A 17,394-nucleotide genomic window follows, 5' to 3' on the forward strand; every position below is an offset into this window, starting at 1 on the left:
AGTTTTCGAAAAGATCATAAATAAAAAACGTTATTATAATAGTGCTTTCTATTGGTGACTTTTGTTATCTTTATCAAAAATTTTATATAAACATAGACAAGAAAATAAGAGCCCCACGAAAAACATTACTCCACCTAGTGTAATATAAGAATATAAGTATCCCTCTTTAATGATTAAGAATTCTTCAATATTCATACTTCCTCCCTTTTTCTCTCTCAAGTATTTACTTGCTGTAACTGAACCATAATTAGCACTATTCATTAAAAGAAGCAAACCCAACAATGTAAGGGATAAAGTAAAAAGCAAAAAACCATACAAGTTCATTAACTTCTTCATATCCTCTCTCCTTATCAGCGTGTTAACAAATCAAAAAGAAAAATCATCAAAGGCTGCTCTCGCATTAATTGTTGCTTTTCGTAATTCGAGCTAGACACCAGTAATTTTTTCTAAGGGCTATATAAATTTAATACACATCAGTTACTCAAATGTAACTGAAAAAAATAACAAATTATACAAAAAGAGAAAAATAAAAAGAAATTAACACCTCGGCATTAGAGCTTGTTTTCCAATTATTCCTAATAGCTTAAGTTAGTAATGTAGTATCAGTTAAGCTACTCTTGTCATATCTTTATAGTAATAATTATGTAGCAGACGTGTTCGAATATGACGACAACTGTGATTGATGTGAAAACTCATAGCTTGATCACTTACTTTACCTGTTGGAGATAATGTTGTAACTGCCCAACCTTTCTTTCCATAGAAAACTCGCTTACTTAGCTAAAGGAACGGTGTCGGTCATTGATGTAAAAAAACATAATGTAATTATCACCATTCAGGTGGGAATATTTCCAGACATTGTCGCCTTTACTCTAGATGATAAACTGGCTTATGTAATTGAGCATTCCTCTTGAAAGATGACCTATATGATAGCGTGACAGTCATTAACATAGGAATATATACCATTGATTCAGAGTTATTGTCTATCAACCTCACCACTTTTCCTAGTCAATTATAAGAAACGCCCAACTCTACCAATAGAGTTGGGCTGTTTTCATACCATCCAGTGAGTGCAATACAATGTATGCTTTTAAGGTTAATAGATATTTCAATGACAAACTTATTATAAAATTCAAGTAATTTTATAATAAGTTCTATCTCCTCTATATAATAATATAAAAACACTATATATCCAACTCAAACTCCAGATTAATATATAGCATTTTATACCCTAATGAACAATATAATGAAATGGCTTTACTATTATGTCCGAGTACACAAAGAGTAGCTTCATTCTTCCCCTTTTCTTGGAGAAACTTTAATGCTTGTGTAATCAATGATTTGGCAATTCCTATTCTCCTCCACTCAGGCAATACAAAAATACTTTCTGTTGCACTTCTTTTTTCTCCTATTCCCCAAGTCATGACACTACCAACTACTTTGTCACCACAAAATGCTGTAAACGTATCCCATTCTGATCCACCCTTTGTCCATCTTAACTTATTTAAACTCCAAGATTCTCCTTCCAAGTCACCTTCAGCTTCAGCTTTAAGATATTGTTCCTCCTCTTCTTGAGTTTCCATTTTCCAGTTAATCACTTTTATACCCTCTTGGAGTGGATACTCGTGAATCTCCTCTGTTAAATCCCGTTTCATTACTAAATGGGTTCTCTTTGAAACAAAACCTTTCGATAAATAAAAATTAATTTCTTCAAGCTCATCAGCTTCTATGAAATGAGTTAATTTTATCTTTTTGGATGGATATTTACTTCTTAATTCCTCAGCTCTCTTCATAAGAGACTTCAATAATTCATTTTTTAAGTCGTGAGAACACTTCAAATTTGGATTTAAAGATATGTCTATATTAAGTTTATAAACAAAGTTAGCTGGCTTGTTATCTGTATCTATGAAAAACCATGTTTGATCAAGTTCTAAATGACCAACTCCGTATATATTTCCTTTCGAGTCAGCTGCACAGAAAATATTATTTGGTTCAAAATCTCCATTGTATCGGTAAGAAAGCATTAATACAAAATTAAATTGTGCAATTTTATCTGCATCTTCATCCACATAATTTCTTATAATAATGTTTTTAGTTTCAACCATAGCCATATAAAAATAGTTTCCTCTCTATATTGTATTAATCACCCTTGAAGAATCCCTTAACATATTTGAAACATTTTGTCTAATCATCTTGATCAACTCCTTTAGTTTTCTATCATTCTTATTCTATAAAACGTGGATTTCCCCTCTAAAATTATAAAAATATGTAAGACAACTTCTCTTAATCCCTTTCAAACTTCAACCTGTTGGATATCCTAAATTTGTCCAAATTAAGGTACTTAAAATCTTGGTAACTTCCGAGGTTAGTCCATACGAACAGCTCAAGTAATAATACATTATTACTTTCCTCCAAAAGAAGAGATATGCTATTTTACGTATAGCTACCACATGTACAGGATAATAGTTTTTTTATGAGCTTATAGGCGATTTCAAGAGCTTAGGCTTATTTTCTCTCCTGTCTAAGAGTTAAGAGGAACGAAGGGGCGTAGCTTCCATATGCCGTAATGTAAACATCTTATTTATTATGCAAAATAACAAAGTCCCAATTTTTCATTACTGATAACTGGAACTAATAGACTCATTAATCATTATGTCTCCTTATTTGTACTGACTTCTTTTTTAAATACTCTTTTGTCTTTGGATACCACACGTCATGTACATCGTGCAAACTTAACTACATGGCTCTGTCTTTTCATCACAATCTATCTCTACAATTAGATTTTTTCCAGTCACAACTATTATTTCTATTTTAGTTAATTAAAAATGAAAATATTTTGTGGGCATTCGTTTCCATGCCTCTTAAATCTAAAGTTATAGGCTGTATTATATCGATTCAAGTAAAATTAACAGCTACTTCTCCCTCTCCTGTTGGATTGTCTTAATTTCACTTAAGACGACCTCTCTATGAAATCCAACTGCTCTAACGTTGTATACTTGCACCTTATTATTTGACATACTATCTAAGCTCTAAGCCAGCATATTTTGTACTTATATCATATGCAAACTATGACAGTCGCATTGCGTTAGTTTTTCAACTGCACTCCCTTAACCTATACTGCCCCTTTTTAATTCCATCACAAGTTACATTTACATCCAGATTCTCACCAGTCATAATATCACTTCTATTTTAGTTACATTTAACAAAGAAAAAACTTTGTTAGTGTTTCTACTAGATAAATCTAATGTTATAAGCTGGATGAAATTACCCTAAGTCAATGTCAGTGGTTTAACTTCATCTAGAGAAAAAGCCAATACAGACGCGTAAGAGATTAAGAAAATCCGCCTAATTACTTACACTGTTTAATAGCAAATATCTTATCAGTAAGTTATTTATAACGTCTTATCGAAATACAAACGATCGCACTTGAAGAAGAATATCTCGTATGAGGGCGATTTGCTAAGTTGAAACTAAGGATTAGTGCTAGGCAGCGACGGACTTATACATCTATCGATGAGTTTATAAGAATAGCCAGCAATACAATCCCCACCCCCATCACTCATACAGGCAACTGTTATATTAGTAGCATTTGTATATGTAATACCTACTGCATGGTTTCTTCTGGAGGGTTTGGACGAGGAATATCTAGTGTAACATCTACACCGTTTGTCGTGATAGTAACACGAAGTCCACATGCTGAGTCATTTCCAACAGAAATTGTTCCTGACAAACGACCTCTAAAAATTCCCACCAAAGATCGGCATAGATTCACCACAAACAAGGTTAATGTTACCAGTTCGTGAATCAATTTCAATCGGACAATCGCAGCAAGCTATCTTTTCCGTACTGAGCGTCTTGGTACTTCCTCAACAGGAGGATTTTGAAACATAGGCACCCATAATAGAACCTCTTTTCATAATTTGTTTGGAGTATTGTATGCAAAGTTATTTATTTTTGATTAGACGGGTAAGTAAAAATTCTTCGGTGAACTGACCTCAACAAGTAAACTGTAACGTACAGCGATCATCGTTATTTTATGTGAAACGATGTTGCCAACACAACTGAGTTTTATAAATAAGATTTAACTGACATTACACAGTTGGAGATTAATAGACACAACATCCATTTTGTTGATTAACTCAAAAAAATCCCTAGATAATTCTAGGGATTAGAAAAATGAAAAAGAGAAATATGGTTATGTATAACCATATTCTAATTTATCACATAATTGTAAAAATATAGTATTATATTTTTGGATTTATTGTGAACTTTTTTAATTTTAAGTAATTGTTATTTTAACATTTGTGCCCAAAGAAGCACAAACATAATTATTCTTGTTTTCACACTTCAGTAATATTGTAAAGCCCGCTCTGCCTCATAGGTATAAATACATTTCTTATAATATGTACTACCATCTACACATAAGAGCTTTATGAGACATACTATAAATTTGATATTCATATTAATTTATTGAGAGGATGAGGAATAATATGGCTCATAATTGTACTTTTTTAAGTTTATTCACTTTAGCATTCTGTGATTCTTGTAAAACGGATTATGATATTGCGGATAAAGTTGAAGGTGCCATTAATAGTTTAACTGACGTTGATATTGCTAAGCAATTTGAGAGAATGCTTGAGATTAGTGATGCAACAGACGATGCAGATTGCAGATTTCTTAGTTTATTCACTTTAGTATTCTGCGACTGTAAAGAAGAAGACCCTAAACCTAAACCACCTTGGGTTAAGTAAATATATCTATCGTTATTCTTTACTATTGAAAGAGTACTCAAATTCGGGTATTCTTTCATTTTGTCTAACATTTTTATTTTGATTTGAGACAAAATTTACATTTCTTTATCGAACTATATAATAAATAAATGCAAAAATCCCCCCCCCCCTCTACTCGTATCAATACGGGTAATTAAGTTGGAAATTCCTATCCGACTACAAAATAAGTTATTCCCAATCATTTGTGAAGGCAGAAAACTAGATTTTTTATAACTTATTTCTTTACTAAACGAACATATTTTCGTATATAATAAGTACAGAGGTGATACGTTTGAAAGATCGAGGAATTATGAAATGGATGCCCGCATTTATACAACCTGAACATATGAAGATAATGAAAGAAGCAAAGGCTGATTATTATAAGGTGCAAAAGCCTATTTTAGATGAGCATGAGGTAGAGGAAATAAATAGTACCGTCCTAGAAGCTATGGAGTTTACACAAGAAGTGACTGTGACATATTTTGAGAACGGTGCTTTTAAGCCATGTATGGGATATATTCATTTTATAGATCAATTCCATAGGCATATTAGAGTAACCGATAAATTCGATGAAATACATATAATTAAATTTGAAGACATTATAAATGTACAAATAATATAACAATCATGTACCTTTTCTTCTGTACAACAATGACTAACATGTAAAATCTCTTTTTGGTACTAATTGGACAACAAAAGCAGCACAGTTTACAAAAAAGGCCTTTCTTAATTACATAACCAATGATGACAATTCTTCATTAACATATACATCTAAAAGAATAATATTAACATTTAATTCTTTTGATAATCCATCAATCAATTAAATGATACTTTACTTCGTCATCCCAAAAAGAGAGAATATTTGATTACTTTTCGGTTTACAAAATGGTTTACTATTATTGTCATGAACAACAAGGAAAACCGTTCTGATGAAACACGTAAGGAATATTTACTGGGGCTGCTTACATTTTCAACAATTATAGTTAAGTAATGCAAGTGCAATTGATGTTGACAACGTTGTTCAAATGCTTAAATCTATACATATCCAGCGATATCAAGACTAGATGATTCATACAGCACCTAAACTTCAAAGGACAGAGAATTAGGAGCCTTATCTACTTAGTTCAATGGAATCTTGGTATATTAGTGAATTTGACTTGAGTAATTGAACAACTAAAAACAACTGAGAAAAAAAGTGATTGTATGCTTACAGTCGTTGTTTACCTCTTAATCATACAAAAAAGACCACATTCCCATACCAATGTAAAATGTACCTTATAGAGTAGACACTTTAAAAAAGTCTCCCTATAGGGTACATTTTTGTATAAATAAGAAAAATAGGGATTGGGGGGAAAATTTAATGAGTAAAAAGACTTTTACAGACAGAGAAATTCAGATACTGTCTAAGAATCAATATGTTAAATCCGTTACTTCTAAGGGAATTACCTATACAGATGAATTTAAACGTATTTTTATTACTGAAAATGAGAAGGGGAAATTTTCTTCACAAATATTTGTGGAGTATGGGTTTGATTTAGACATTATTGGTTTAGATCGTGTTCGCTCATCAGGTAAACGTTGGCGTAAAGCTTACTTAACAAATGGCGTAGCTGGTTTATGTGACACTAGGAAAAAAAACTCAGGAAGACCAAGTGATAGAGAACTGTCATTAGAAGAAAAATATGCTCGTTTAGAAGCACAAAACAATCTATTAAAGGCAGAAAATGAATTATTGAAATGGAAGAAAGGCGGATGAGGAAGAAAAAGAAATAATAATAGCTGCAGAACAAAAATTTCTATTTATTAAATCAATTATTTCAAAATACAAACTAAAAAATATGATTAGTTACCTATGTAAATTGGCTGGTGTTTCTCGTTCTGGGTACTACAACTTTTTCACATTAAAGTCCCAGGAACTTAGAAAAGAAAGGGACAACCAAGATGAGCTTTTAAAAGAAAATATATTAAAAGCATATAACTTTAAAAGGAGAAAGAAAGGTGCTCGCCAAATTAAAATGACCCTAGAAGGTCAATTTAGTATCAACTACAACTTAAAACGGATTCGAAGAATTATGAAAAAGTTTAATATTGTTTGCCCTACTAGAAAAGCAAATCCATACCGAAGAATAGCGAAAGCGACGAAAGAACACACAGTGACACCAAATTTATTAAATAGACAATTCAAGCAAAATACACCTGGAAAAGTATTACTTACTGATATAACCTATTTATTTTATGGTAATAGCAAGAAAGCATACCTATCCACCATTAAGGATGGATCATAAAAAAATATTAGCGTATTACGTTTCTGATCGAATCACTCTAGATGTCGCAACAGACACGCTTTTAAAGTTGAAGAATAATAGGAAAGTAAAATTAACTGAAGGGTCATTCATTCACTCTGATCAAGGCTTCCACTATACGCATTTAACCTATCAAGCAATGGTTAAAAAATTTGGGCTAGGACAATCAATGCCAAGGAAGGGAAACTGTTGGGATAATGCCCCTCAAGAATCATTTTTTGGCCACTTTAAAGATGAGACATGTATAAAGTCGTGTGAAACTTTAGAGCAACTAAAAAAGGAAATCAAGGCATATATGAACTACTATAATATTTATAGATATCAATGGAACTTAAAGAAGATGACTCCTGTTCAATACAGAAATCATCTCCTTAAAGTAGCATAGTCTTTTTTTAAATGTCCTTTACAAAGGGTACATTTTAATGGGATTGTGGTCTTTTTTTAAATTATTGATATTGATAGTAACGATGACCAACTACCAGTTAATCAGTTAGTATTAATTAGCTGATTGGATTAACTTTTTTACAAATGCTGAACTATAATTTCTAATCGTATACTTTTTAAACCCCTTTAATATACTGATCCTCAAAGAATTCCTTTAAATGATATACCCTATCAAATTTAGCATTTTTTTTCTTTACTAGCATATAGCCATCACTACTTTTTAGCTGCATACTCCATTTATTATAATTGCCATCGATAACAATATGATTATCCCAATTATTTTTCTTTAGTTTAACTAACCAAGTAGGAGCAAATAAAATAATGATATATTGTTGATTCATTTTAGTGCTCAAAATCTTATCAATTTTTTCAAAGTTTTGGGATGTATACGAAATAACACAAATTTTACTTGTTGAAAGATCTAAATTTTCTAACCCCTGTTTAATAAACTTATATTCTTTTTTACCGAAAGCAGACTCTAGTAATTTGTATACGGATACTATTAGAATTAAAATAGTTATCATGAAGGTGAATGTATCAAACATGTGAATTACCTAACTTTCTTAATTTTATTGTAATGTTAATTAAGTCAATAAAATAAACGATAAGTAAAATTAATACAGCTTCTTCAAGTCCAGGCGTCGGGAATATATAGAAGGTATGTAATACTAAATCTATTATAATTAATATAAAAATTATAATATTCCTTGTAACGGGGTATTTATTTAACAACGATAAATTACCAAAACAACGACAGTGAGTTACCCCATCCTTTTTCTTTTTATTCAAAGTCGCTATTGTAAATAGAATAATAACTGAACCAGCAATTATTGTCTTAAATATGAAAAAGGAATTCAAAAAATATAAAGTGACTATTGTTAATTCAATAAGTAGTATAAAATAAGATACTACTTTTAACAATTTTTTAGGTATTATATGATAAGAAGCAATTTCATATTTTAAATCTACTAAGCTTTTTCTTTTCGTATGGAATGAAGTGTAGAAAATCATAATTATAATCAAGTCAAGTAACTGCATTCAAATACCTCACAATTTCATATGATTATATCGGATAGTGCAAACACTGAAGAAAATTCTGATGATGATCATGCTAGATTATTTCACATATCTATTATCTAACATGATTAAACAAGTGTTTCAATCAATTAAATATCTTCTTTTTTGATAACAATTGACAGAGGGTATTGAGCGCTTAAGACGTCATCAATAAATAATTTACAAGTATAAACTCCTTCTTTGCAAAATGGGGTAGCAATACGAATACTTAAATCCACCCCAGGAATTTGAGTTTTTTCTCTCTGGTTATAGACAACTTTATGGGCTGATGAAAAATATACTTCATCTTCTTCATCATAGATCACCATATTCATTTCATATTGTTTCTTTGGGTCCATATAAAAAATCTTTATTAATACAAAAAAAGGCGAGATGTGTGGAATTGTTGCTATTTCTATACGATTCAACACTTTCCCAAGTTTATATAAGTTTTCAATAGATAAGTATTCCATATTGTCACAAACTAATAAATTGGATTGCATACCTAATTTTCCTCCTCATATAAAAATTTGAAACCCTCATTATTGTATACAACACCTTTATTTATAACTTTACCTGCATCATCTACAATTATTGTAAAAGGCAAATGAGTGACATTAAAAACTTTTTCCATATCATCTGTTTCTAAACTGATTATGGAGAAGCTCCATTTAAAATAATCAGCCATTTCAGCATGATCTTCCTTTGATCCAGAACTAAATAATATTATGTCAATGTTCCATTGAAGTTGAATTTCTTTAATAAAAGGTAATAGATCTATACAGTTGTAACAGCCCAGAGAAACAAAAAATAGCGCCGTTCTTTGTTTTAATGGAAATAAGTTTATGTATGTATTATCCCAATTCTTCATTGTAGCATCAGGAATAACGTCACCAATACTTAAGCCGCAATCCTTAACTTTCGCTGTCATTGTTTATGCCATCTCCCTTTCACGTTTTGTGTACCATTCCCTTTGTTTTTTCCACATTTTATAATAATGCCCTTTTGATTTAATTAAATCTTCATGCGTACCGAACTCTTTAATTTCTCCGTCTTTCATCATTATAATTTTGTCAGCTTTACTTGCTATACTAATCCTATGTGAAATAATTAGTAGTGTTTTATCTTGTATCTTTGATAGCAAATAATCAAAAAATTCTAATTCTGATAACGGATCTAATGCTGATGTGGGTTCATCAAAAACTAATAGTTCACTTTCACCGAAGAGTGCTCTGGCTAAAGCAATTCTTTGCCATTGCCCACCTGATAAGTTGACAGAATCATCATCCATAAATCCTAATTCTGAAGAGAGTCCATTTTTAAATTTGCGTGTTTCAAATCCAACTAAATTTAGGGTTTCTATAATTTTGTCTTCAGATGCTATATTATCGATATTACCAAACGCAACATTTTCTCTTAAGGTCAACATATATCTTATGAAATCTTGAAAAACGACACTGCTTTTTGACCACAGTGTTTCTAAGTCTAACTCTTCCTGATAGATACCATCATACGATATACTACGCATGGGAGCTTGATATAAACCTAGTATTAACTTAACCAAAGTAGACTTTCCAGAGCCATTATCACCTAAAATTACAATTTTTTCACCTTTACGAATGGTCATATTAATTTTATTTAATGCGGGATTCACTCCATTAACATATCTAAAGGTTAAGTCTCTTATAGTAATTAAACTCGTAAAATTGAATTCAGTTGTTCCTTTTGGTTGAAATTTCTTATATTCATTCACTTCATTCTTATATTGTTTGATGCATTTATGATTTTCAAGTACTCTGTTAGTTGTTAAAAAGATGTTCTCTACACTTGAAACAACAATAGTAAATGCAAGTGGAATGGATATATAGTCTCCCATAGTTAATTTATTTGTTATTACCATTGAAGAAATAACAATAAGTATAGTCATCGAAGAAGCTGTTAAAAGAATCTTGCCAAATATATTAACCTTGAAGTCTTCTATTTCAATATTCTGCCTTAATTTCAATACATTTTTTTTAATATCTAAACTCTTTTTATTTAGATATTTGAACAACTTGAGAATAGTTAATTCTTTTTGAAATGCACTGTTACTGAGCATTGAAAATATGTATTGTTCTTTATGAGATAAGTTACTGGCACTATTATTTGCTTTGATACGTTTAGGTATCATTTTAAAATCTAGCCAACCTTTAACACATGATATTAATAGTGCCAATAATCCTAAATACCAAAGTGATTGCATTAAATATACAATTGACATAAAAGAAGTAAGAATCATCTGTACAATTACTATATAATAGCCAGTTGTTTCTAAATACTTCGGAGAATATTGTCTCCATAACTGATACTTCCTCATAAATTCTGGATTTTCTTTTTCTAACACAGGAAATTGAGAAATGGTTTCAATTAGATTCCTACTTGTATATATGTTATATTCCTCTTGTGTTTTTTTATCGTAAAGTTGTTTAAGGGATTTTAACACAAATACGACTAGTTCAAAAACCAATGTCAAAACAATTAAAAGTATAGTCATTTTTAGTTTTTTATCCCCGATTGAGTTGATGATATATTTTGATAACAGTATATTGGCATTAGCTTGTATTGCAAATATAGCTATTAAAAAAATACTAATAATCAAATGAATTTTCTTAAACTTCCATATTTCTGAAACAATATGATAAACAAAGAAACGATTACTCATTGCTTGTCACTTTTAGCAAAGGTTTTAATACCCTCTTAATTTGTGTGCTGTCATTAAATAAACCACAGGCAACTACTTGACCTAGTTTATTTGTACCTATAGTACATGGAAATAAATCAAATTCTAATTGTTGTTGTAATTTTAACGCTTCACATCTAAAAACCTTTATTGAATCAAATCGTTGTTTAAGTTCAAGATAATTTTTTTCATTTGATTCGTAAAACAATACATAATGAAAATATGGATATTCAGATAGAAAAACTTCTAACTCTTCTAAGTTACAAGCACTACATGAAGAACTCATGATAAAAAAAACATTGAACTGATTCTTTGAAAAAAACTTATCAATACTAATCTCATTTTTATTATTTAAAACTAATTTTTCGGGTAGATAATAACCTGTTTTAAAATTATTTAATTTATTTTTTAAAAACCTCCGGTGAGGTAACTTCTTTATAATATTATTCATAATATAACTCCTCTTTGTCGGTACGCCCTTTCTTTATGCATAATTTTCTGAAGAGATCGAAAATTCATTCGATCTCTTTTTTAGAATTAAAACGTTTAATAAATATTAATTTTTCTTTTACTAACAACAAGTACCGTAATCAGTTTCTTTATAATAATCTCCAACAAACTCATCTGTTTTATTGTCGTAACACTTCTCGTAGATTTGTGTATATGATGTATCATATTGCCATAGAAATCCACATTTATTTTGTGAAGTACAACCAGTTTCTCCACGTACTATTTTCTTAGAATAAGACCCACTCGGACATGACATTTTATATAACCTCCAAATATTTTTTATAACCCCTGCTCTCCTCGTTGTCAATTACATACGTCTCTATCAGACGCTTTTTCTATAAAATGAATTTTAGGAGATTAGAAATTTAATATTAATACTAATTTTCCTGATCATTAATTCTTATTACTAACAGCATGAACCATAATCAGTTTCTTTGTAATAATCTCCAACAAACTCATCCGTTTTATTGTCATAGCATTTCTCATAAATTTGTGTATATGATGTATCATCTTGCCACAGAAATCCACATTTATTTTGTGAGGTACAACCAGTTTCTCCACGTACTATTTTCTTGGAATAAGATCCACTCGGACATGACATTTTATATAACCTCCAAATATTTTTTATAATCCCTTATCTCCTCGTTGTCATTCTTTACGTCTTTATCAGACGTTTTTTTATAAAATGAACTTTAGGAGGTTAGAAATTTAACATTAATACTATTACTAATCTTTAATTATTTTCCTGATCATTAATACTTATTACTAACAACATGAACCGTAATCTGTTTCTTTGTAATAATCTCCAACAAACTCATCTGTTTTATTGTCATAACACTTCTCGTAGATTTGTGTGTATGATGTATCATCTTGCCATAGAAATCCACATTTATTTTGTGAAGTACAACCAGTTTCTCCACGTACTATTTTCTTAGAATAAGACCCACTCGGACATGACATTTTATAAAACCTCCAAATATAATTTTCCAAATCAACATTAATCTTTTTTTGTTGCTTTTATGTTCTTCTTTATGCGGAGCTGTAAGTAAATACGTTCATAATTTTTCCTCCTAATTTTTTTAATACATATGTAAGACGAATGTACATGTTATTTGTCACACTTTTTTAAAAAAAGAAGAAAAATAAAATATCGCGAGTAACTATAAATATATTTATTCTTTTTAGCGAATTATTAAGCAAAATGGAGTTTTTTCTATCTATAATCCATTAGATCCTTATATATCCAAAATTAACCTCTACAGTATTTGTGTTAAGGTTTTCTATAATCAACTGTTAGGGGGGACGAGAATGAAACAAGAGAATATCAAGAATGATGTGCTACATCTATACGACGTTTATAGTAGTCGTATTTTGAAATTTATTTTTGTGCTTACTAAGGACTACCATACAGCTGAAGATTTAACACAGGATACATTTATAAAGGTTAATAACTCATATGATCAGCTGAAGGATAAGGAAAAAGTGGAAACTTGGTTATTTCAAATTGCTCATAACTTAACAATGGATCATATTAGAAGAAAAAGATTTAGTGTTTTGGACCATATTGTTCCAACCCTGCAAAAGAAAGAAAGTAGTCCCTCGTTAGATAAAGTAATAATTATCAATGAAAGCGTTAAAGAATTGTATGATGTTATTAGCAAACTTAAACCAACATATCGTGAAATTATTATCCTGAGGAAAATAGAAGAACTATCAATTAAAGAAACTAGTGAAGTTTTAGGGTGGTCTGAAAGTAAAGTTACAACTACTTTATCTAGAGCTATGAAACTTCTTCATAAAGAATTAGAGAAAGGAGGGTATATTTATGAACAATCGTCCTAAGGAATATCCATTTAACCATGTAAGAAAACTAGATGACCACATACATTGGAACCCCCAAAAACAATTAGAACTTAGACAAAAGTTAGAGAATAACATACATAAGAAAAATAGAAGTAAAAAATTCACACTTTTCTTAATTCCATTCCTAGGAGTGGTTAGTTCAGTATGCATCGTTACTATTCTGTTAGCTCCTATATTATTAGAAGAAGACAAACCAGTACTAAGTACTGCTGCAAACACTGAAAATAACATCGCAGTAGCTGACCTTGATGTTCAGGGTATATTAAACGGGAACTTTAACATACATTACGTAGAATTAGATCTTAATAAAGGATCAGAATGTAATTTTTGGTTAAACAATCTTCATGATAGTTACAATTATAAATATAAAGTCTATGCTCCAGATGGAAGTCTGGTGGGAGAATCTACATCTGCTGGTACACAGGAGAGATTATATTCAGTAGATTTAAACCAATATGGATCTGGCAAATATAAAATCAAGGTATATACTCCTGCAGGTAATATCGGAGACAAATATCATTTAAGAGTCAGAAATTTTTAAGCAAAGATTTTCGAATACATATTATATGATGAAATCAAAATAAATCATTATTGTTGGATAAACAATATGATTTTTTCTTATGGAAAGGATCTTTACATAAACTTTGTTGGTTTTTCACATAAGCTTTAGTAACTGAATAACTGATATGGTTGTTATGATTGTTATAGTCTATAGAGAAAAAAACATGCCTTGAACGCTAGCATTATATTTAGTTTCCGAAAAGCAACAATTAATGTGAAAAACATCTTTTTAGAAGGCTGTTTTCGAGTTGTTTTTCGAACAAAAAAATTAGCGACACATTCCCCTTAAAATCTATATGATTTAATAGTGTTTAGTCGCTAAGGTCTTCATTCACCTTGTTCTTCAATATATTTTTTTATTATGTGATAGTAGCTCCTCTTGTAGTTAAAACCATAACTAAAGTTCTAAAAATAAGTTTCCCTGAAGTATTTCGAAAGTTCCTTTTGGAACTCTTTTCTTATATATCTTGATGTTACAGTTTTATCGTATTAGCTAAAACAATTCCTATACTTCGATTTTTTCGCTCTTTTTAAGGACAAGCACAAACAAAACAAATAGTGTAAGCGATCCAATAGCATATTGTAGTGGAGAGAGCGGATTTGATCCGACCATGGCTGGATAGAAATAGCCGGGAAAATTCTCAATTAACTCTAAAAAAAACTCGCTATGAATGATCCCTTTGATTTTATACAAGGCATTGTGGATAAACAACAACATGGCTGTTAAGATACCGTAAACCGCACCACTACGAACACCATATAAGAATAGAAGGTACCCAAATAAGAAATATGTCATTACCAAGAGAAAGACATTCACAGAGAATCCAGCCAAGAAAGAGAGCTTTAATTCACCAGGAATACCCAGTGTTTTCGTAACTAGAAGTAGTACAATACCTATCACTGTATAAAGTAAACTTACCGAAAGAGCGATGATACCATTAGCAAAAACATAGTTTCTCCTATTTTGCACTGAATTATTGATCAGAGAAATCGTTTTAGTCGAGTAGTCTCTATTGATAAAATAAAGCGGCATTAAGACTGCCGCGAGCATACCGAGCATACCATAAAAATTTGAAACATATTTGATGTTAAAGGGTGTGGTCTCGTTTAGGATAAAGTAAGTCACAAGCAATGCGGGTACACAAGCACCCAACAAACCAACAAATAGATAACCATTTTTAAGCAGCTCTTTCAGGTTGTAAACCACATATTTGTTAATACTGAATGTCATGATATTCACCTCTGAATTTGTTCATATAGACATTACGCAGGGTTTTCTTCTCCGCAGTAAAATCAATTAGTTTGACACCTAGTCGATTCACCATTTCGAAAACCTCAGTGTTTTCCACAGCTGTTTCAATCCGAATATCTTTGTCACCTGAATGGATTACGCTTCCAAACTGTTGTTTCGAAGCGAATGTAGCTAAATCAACCGAATTATCAAAGACTAGCGTGATAGTTCGTTGCTTATTTTTGTTAAAGTGCTGTTCACCAGCAATCACGCCATTTTCTAAAAATAAAACTCGATCGCAAATAGCTTCAATATCCTCTAGTTTATGGCTAGAAATCAAAATACCGACATTTCGTTCATTAGTCATTCTTCTCAATTCCTGCAAAACCTCAAAAGACGTTTCTACATCCATGCCGTTAGTAGGTTCATCTAATATTATGTAGCTTGGATAATTTAGTAGGCTAATAACGATGCCTAACTTCTGCCGCATTCCTAAAGAATATTCCTTCACCTTTTTATTCAACACATCGAATAATTGCAAATTCCGTAAGAGCCCTTCGTATTCATTGAGTTTGAAGGTGTTTCCATAAATTCCTGAAAAATAAGTTAAGTGGAATAATCCCGTCTTATTACTGTATAGCTTTGGTTCCTCAATCAAGTACCCTACGTGATGATTGTCTGCAACTGATCCGTCATAGGTTTGAATAGTTTGAGCTAAAATCTTCATCAGGGTACTTTTCCCAGCACCGTTTCTGCCAATCAAACCAACGATTTCTCCTTGGTTGAAATCTAAAGAAAGATCTTTTAGAACTTTTGAACTTCCATATCGCTTAGTTAGCATATTTACCAGCATTGTCTAATCCTCCATCCAAGGCTGAGCCCTGCTCTCTACCTTTCCTTATAAAAAATCCTTTTTATATTGTATTGCTAAGTAAATTCCACCAGCTAGAAATGCCAGCCCATATTTGTACAAGAAAAAAATGTTCCACATATACTCTTTAGGAAAAATCAAGTCACATAGAACAATTATCATCAGTATACAGTAACTGCTTTTCATATAGATTCTATTTGTCCGTTCGTCGTCTTTCCCAATCTTCTTACGAAATACAAAAATAATGACCATACTACTCATGAGCAGTAAAAAACCAACTCCAAGGAGAATTTGAAAGTTTCCTTGAGATTGCTCAGCCCAGGACTTTAAAGGGGAAAATATTGCGTTAGTGATATAATTAAGCATTTTGATCATTTCCTTTCACATAAGTAAAAATTTCGTTTACATCAACATTAAAAAATTCGGCTATTCGAAAGGCTAACAGCAGAGTGGGAACATAATTGCCTTTTTCCATTACAAAGATTGTTTGTTTGGAAACCCCGACTTTGTCTGCTAATTCTTGCTGAGACATTCTAGCAAGCACACGATATTCATAAACCTTATTTGATATCGAATCACCAAAATCTTTCTTCATTGCCATCACCTCTTGAATGAAATTATAAACTATATTTTTTATAAAAGTAAAGTAAAATTATACAAAATTATTATATATTTTTATATTTTATTAGATTACTTTAATATAACAAGAGTCAAAATGCATAAAAAACCTGACGAATTTCATGTTTCGTCAGGTTCACATATCAATCTAGTGAATTTTTGATATTCAATGGTCCAGTCGGGTGATAATATTCACAGCCTAACAATAATTTGGTTAAATCAGCTTTTTCCTAAGGGTCAAGAAAATTCCTCCAGTTATATACACTAAAGAGTGGACTCCTATTGAAGCCCGAGAAATTTTCGACGATGGCAACTATATAGATAACTACCAATAGAGGCTGGGACAAAACCCAACTCTGATATGAAAAAGCCGGTGAAATTTTACGACGAGTAAAATTTCACCGGCTTTGTTTATTTTTGAATTAAAATAAGGACCACTTCTGATAAAATAA

The 17,394-nt window shown here is 31.0% G+C and carries 20 protein-coding genes and 1 pseudogene; 5 read left to right on the forward strand and 16 right to left on the reverse strand.

Going from position 1 to position 17,394, the window contains the following annotated elements; translation table 11 throughout:
- Positions 1-48: 48 nt before the first annotated feature.
- From ACSVDA_RS20510 to ACSVDA_RS20520, 3 genes are all read right to left on the reverse strand, one after another.
- Entirely contained in the window at positions 49-336 is a 288-nt protein-coding gene (locus ACSVDA_RS20510) for a hypothetical protein (RefSeq protein WP_485885673.1), read from the reverse strand.
- A gap of 845 nt (positions 337-1,181) precedes the next feature.
- The gene (locus ACSVDA_RS20515; protein WP_485885675.1) at positions 1,182-2,108 is read right to left on the reverse strand and encodes a GNAT family N-acetyltransferase; all 927 of its coding nucleotides are present in this window, start codon (positions 2,106-2,108) and stop codon (positions 1,182-1,184) included.
- Between the two features lie 1,493 nt (positions 2,109-3,601).
- A complete protein-coding gene (locus tag ACSVDA_RS20520; RefSeq protein ID WP_485885677.1) occupies positions 3,602-3,748 on the reverse strand; it encodes a hypothetical protein in 147 nt (48 codons plus the stop codon).
- A 739-nt stretch (positions 3,749-4,487) separates the two neighbouring features.
- Between ACSVDA_RS20520 and ACSVDA_RS20525 the strand changes: the two genes are divergently transcribed.
- The 3 genes and pseudogenes from ACSVDA_RS20525 to ACSVDA_RS20535 all read left to right on the forward strand — a co-directional run bounded on the left by ACSVDA_RS20525 (position 4,488) and on the right by ACSVDA_RS20535 (position 7,454).
- On the forward strand, positions 4,488-4,748 hold the full coding sequence (locus tag ACSVDA_RS20525; protein ID WP_485885679.1) for a hypothetical protein: 261 nt from the start codon (positions 4,488-4,490) through the stop codon (positions 4,746-4,748).
- 310 nt (positions 4,749-5,058) lie between these two features.
- Complete coding sequence (locus ACSVDA_RS20530; protein ID WP_485885681.1) at positions 5,059-5,388, forward strand: YolD-like family protein; 330 nt, start codon at positions 5,059-5,061, stop codon at positions 5,386-5,388.
- A gap of 738 nt (positions 5,389-6,126) precedes the next feature.
- A pseudogene (locus tag ACSVDA_RS20535) lies at positions 6,127-7,454 on the forward strand (IS3 family transposase).
- Between the two features lie 175 nt (positions 7,455-7,629).
- Here the strand turns inward: ACSVDA_RS20535 and ACSVDA_RS20540 are convergent.
- From ACSVDA_RS20540 to ACSVDA_RS20580, 9 genes are all read right to left on the reverse strand, one after another.
- The gene (locus ACSVDA_RS20540) at positions 7,630-8,037 is read right to left on the reverse strand and encodes a hypothetical protein (protein ID WP_485885683.1); all 408 of its coding nucleotides are present in this window, start codon (positions 8,035-8,037) and stop codon (positions 7,630-7,632) included.
- Positions 8,038-8,050: 13 nt separating this feature from the next.
- Complete coding sequence (locus ACSVDA_RS20545) at positions 8,051-8,551, reverse strand: MauE/DoxX family redox-associated membrane protein (RefSeq protein ID WP_485885685.1); 501 nt, start codon at positions 8,549-8,551, stop codon at positions 8,051-8,053.
- Between the two features lie 128 nt (positions 8,552-8,679).
- Positions 8,680-9,072, reverse strand: a complete 393-nt coding sequence (locus tag ACSVDA_RS20550) for a DUF6941 family protein (RefSeq protein ID WP_485885687.1) — start codon at positions 9,070-9,072, stop codon at positions 8,680-8,682.
- A gap of 2 nt (positions 9,073-9,074) precedes the next feature.
- Positions 9,075-9,500: a peroxiredoxin family protein gene (locus tag ACSVDA_RS20555; protein WP_485885689.1), complete on the reverse strand. Its 426-nt coding sequence runs from the start codon at positions 9,498-9,500 to the stop codon at positions 9,075-9,077.
- 3 nt (positions 9,501-9,503) lie between these two features.
- Complete coding sequence (locus tag ACSVDA_RS20560) at positions 9,504-11,270, reverse strand: ATP-binding cassette domain-containing protein (protein ID WP_485885691.1); 1,767 nt, start codon at positions 11,268-11,270, stop codon at positions 9,504-9,506.
- The gene (locus tag ACSVDA_RS20565; protein WP_485885693.1) at positions 11,263-11,739 is read right to left on the reverse strand and encodes a hypothetical protein; all 477 of its coding nucleotides are present in this window, start codon (positions 11,737-11,739) and stop codon (positions 11,263-11,265) included. Before ACSVDA_RS20565 ends, ACSVDA_RS20560 begins: the two co-directional genes overlap by 8 nt.
- Positions 11,740-11,859: 120 nt before the next feature.
- A complete protein-coding gene (locus ACSVDA_RS20570; RefSeq protein WP_485885695.1) occupies positions 11,860-12,054 on the reverse strand; it encodes a hypothetical protein in 195 nt (64 codons plus the stop codon).
- A gap of 150 nt (positions 12,055-12,204) precedes the next feature.
- Entirely contained in the window at positions 12,205-12,399 is a 195-nt protein-coding gene (locus ACSVDA_RS20575; protein ID WP_485885697.1) for a hypothetical protein, read from the reverse strand.
- Positions 12,400-12,563: 164 nt separating this feature from the next.
- Positions 12,564-12,758, reverse strand: coding sequence for a hypothetical protein (locus ACSVDA_RS20580; RefSeq protein WP_485885697.1), 195 nt, complete (start codon positions 12,756-12,758; stop codon positions 12,564-12,566).
- 348 nt (positions 12,759-13,106) lie between these two features.
- On the opposite strand from ACSVDA_RS20580, the gene ACSVDA_RS20585 reads away from it, so the two are divergent.
- Positions 13,107-13,640 carry an RNA polymerase sigma factor gene (locus tag ACSVDA_RS20585; protein ID WP_485885699.1) on the forward strand — a complete coding sequence of 178 codons (534 nt, stop codon included), beginning with the start codon at positions 13,107-13,109 and terminating at the stop codon, positions 13,638-13,640.
- Positions 13,624-14,202 carry a hypothetical protein gene (locus ACSVDA_RS20590; RefSeq protein ID WP_485885701.1) on the forward strand — a complete coding sequence of 193 codons (579 nt, stop codon included), beginning with the start codon at positions 13,624-13,626 and terminating at the stop codon, positions 14,200-14,202. Before ACSVDA_RS20585 ends, ACSVDA_RS20590 begins: the two co-directional genes overlap by 17 nt.
- 525 nt (positions 14,203-14,727) lie before the next feature.
- Here ACSVDA_RS20590 and ACSVDA_RS20595 read toward each other — a convergent pair.
- Genes ACSVDA_RS20595 through ACSVDA_RS20610 form a run of 4 tightly spaced genes read right to left on the reverse strand, consistent with a single transcriptional unit; the run spans position 14,728 to position 16,919 of the window.
- Complete coding sequence (locus tag ACSVDA_RS20595) at positions 14,728-15,453, reverse strand: ABC transporter permease (protein WP_485885703.1); 726 nt, start codon at positions 15,451-15,453, stop codon at positions 14,728-14,730.
- Entirely contained in the window at positions 15,437-16,306 is an 870-nt protein-coding gene (locus ACSVDA_RS20600) for an ABC transporter ATP-binding protein (protein ID WP_485885705.1), read from the reverse strand. The genes ACSVDA_RS20595 and ACSVDA_RS20600 overlap by 17 nt, the downstream gene beginning before the upstream one ends.
- A 45-nt stretch (positions 16,307-16,351) precedes the next feature.
- Complete coding sequence (locus ACSVDA_RS20605; RefSeq protein WP_485885707.1) at positions 16,352-16,699, reverse strand: DUF2178 domain-containing protein; 348 nt, start codon at positions 16,697-16,699, stop codon at positions 16,352-16,354.
- Positions 16,683-16,919 carry a helix-turn-helix transcriptional regulator gene (locus ACSVDA_RS20610; protein ID WP_485885709.1) on the reverse strand — a complete coding sequence of 79 codons (237 nt, stop codon included), beginning with the start codon at positions 16,917-16,919 and terminating at the stop codon, positions 16,683-16,685. Before ACSVDA_RS20610 ends, ACSVDA_RS20605 begins: the two co-directional genes overlap by 17 nt.
- Positions 16,920-17,394: the final 475 nt, after the last annotated feature.

Source organism: Cytobacillus sp. Hm23, from assembly GCF_051842895.1.
GTDB lineage: Bacteria > Bacillota > Bacilli > Bacillales > SM2101 > Nanhaiella.

Bases quoted from the DNA above. Each gene is read 5' to 3' on its own strand.
- ACSVDA_RS20585 (WP_485885699.1), top strand. From the start codon at position 13,107: ATGAAACAAGAGAATATCAAGAATGATGTGCTACATCTATACGACGTT.
- ACSVDA_RS20510 (WP_485885673.1), bottom strand. From the start codon at position 336: ATGAAGAAGTTAATGAACTTGTATGGTTTTTTGCTTTTTACTTTATCC.
- ACSVDA_RS20570 (WP_485885695.1), bottom strand. From the start codon at position 12,054: ATGTCATGTCCGAGTGGGTCTTATTCTAAGAAAATAGTACGTGGAGAA.
- ACSVDA_RS20550 (WP_485885687.1), bottom strand. From the start codon at position 9,072: ATGCAATCCAATTTATTAGTTTGTGACAATATGGAATACTTATCTATT.
- ACSVDA_RS20605 (WP_485885707.1), bottom strand. From the start codon at position 16,699: ATGATCAAAATGCTTAATTATATCACTAACGCAATATTTTCCCCTTTA.
- ACSVDA_RS20565 (WP_485885693.1), bottom strand. From the start codon at position 11,739: ATGAATAATATTATAAAGAAGTTACCTCACCGGAGGTTTTTAAAAAAT.
- ACSVDA_RS20580 (WP_485885697.1), bottom strand. From the start codon at position 12,758: ATGTCATGTCCGAGTGGGTCTTATTCTAAGAAAATAGTACGTGGAGAA.
- ACSVDA_RS20610 (WP_485885709.1), bottom strand. From the start codon at position 16,919: ATGAAGAAAGATTTTGGTGATTCGATATCAAATAAGGTTTATGAATAT.
- ACSVDA_RS20595 (WP_485885703.1), bottom strand. From the start codon at position 15,453: ATGACATTCAGTATTAACAAATATGTGGTTTACAACCTGAAAGAGCTG.
- ACSVDA_RS20515 (WP_485885675.1), bottom strand. From the start codon at position 2,108: ATGGCTATGGTTGAAACTAAAAACATTATTATAAGAAATTATGTGGAT.
- ACSVDA_RS20525 (WP_485885679.1), top strand. From the start codon at position 4,488: ATGGCTCATAATTGTACTTTTTTAAGTTTATTCACTTTAGCATTCTGT.
- ACSVDA_RS20540 (WP_485885683.1), bottom strand. From the start codon at position 8,037: ATGATAACTATTTTAATTCTAATAGTATCCGTATACAAATTACTAGAG.
- ACSVDA_RS20600 (WP_485885705.1), bottom strand. From the start codon at position 16,306: ATGCTGGTAAATATGCTAACTAAGCGATATGGAAGTTCAAAAGTTCTA.
- ACSVDA_RS20545 (WP_485885685.1), bottom strand. From the start codon at position 8,551: ATGCAGTTACTTGACTTGATTATAATTATGATTTTCTACACTTCATTC.
- ACSVDA_RS20590 (WP_485885701.1), top strand. From the start codon at position 13,624: ATGAACAATCGTCCTAAGGAATATCCATTTAACCATGTAAGAAAACTA.
- ACSVDA_RS20560 (WP_485885691.1), bottom strand. From the start codon at position 11,270: ATGAGTAATCGTTTCTTTGTTTATCATATTGTTTCAGAAATATGGAAG.
- ACSVDA_RS20575 (WP_485885697.1), bottom strand. From the start codon at position 12,399: ATGTCATGTCCGAGTGGATCTTATTCCAAGAAAATAGTACGTGGAGAA.
- ACSVDA_RS20555 (WP_485885689.1), bottom strand. From the start codon at position 9,500: ATGACAGCGAAAGTTAAGGATTGCGGCTTAAGTATTGGTGACGTTATT.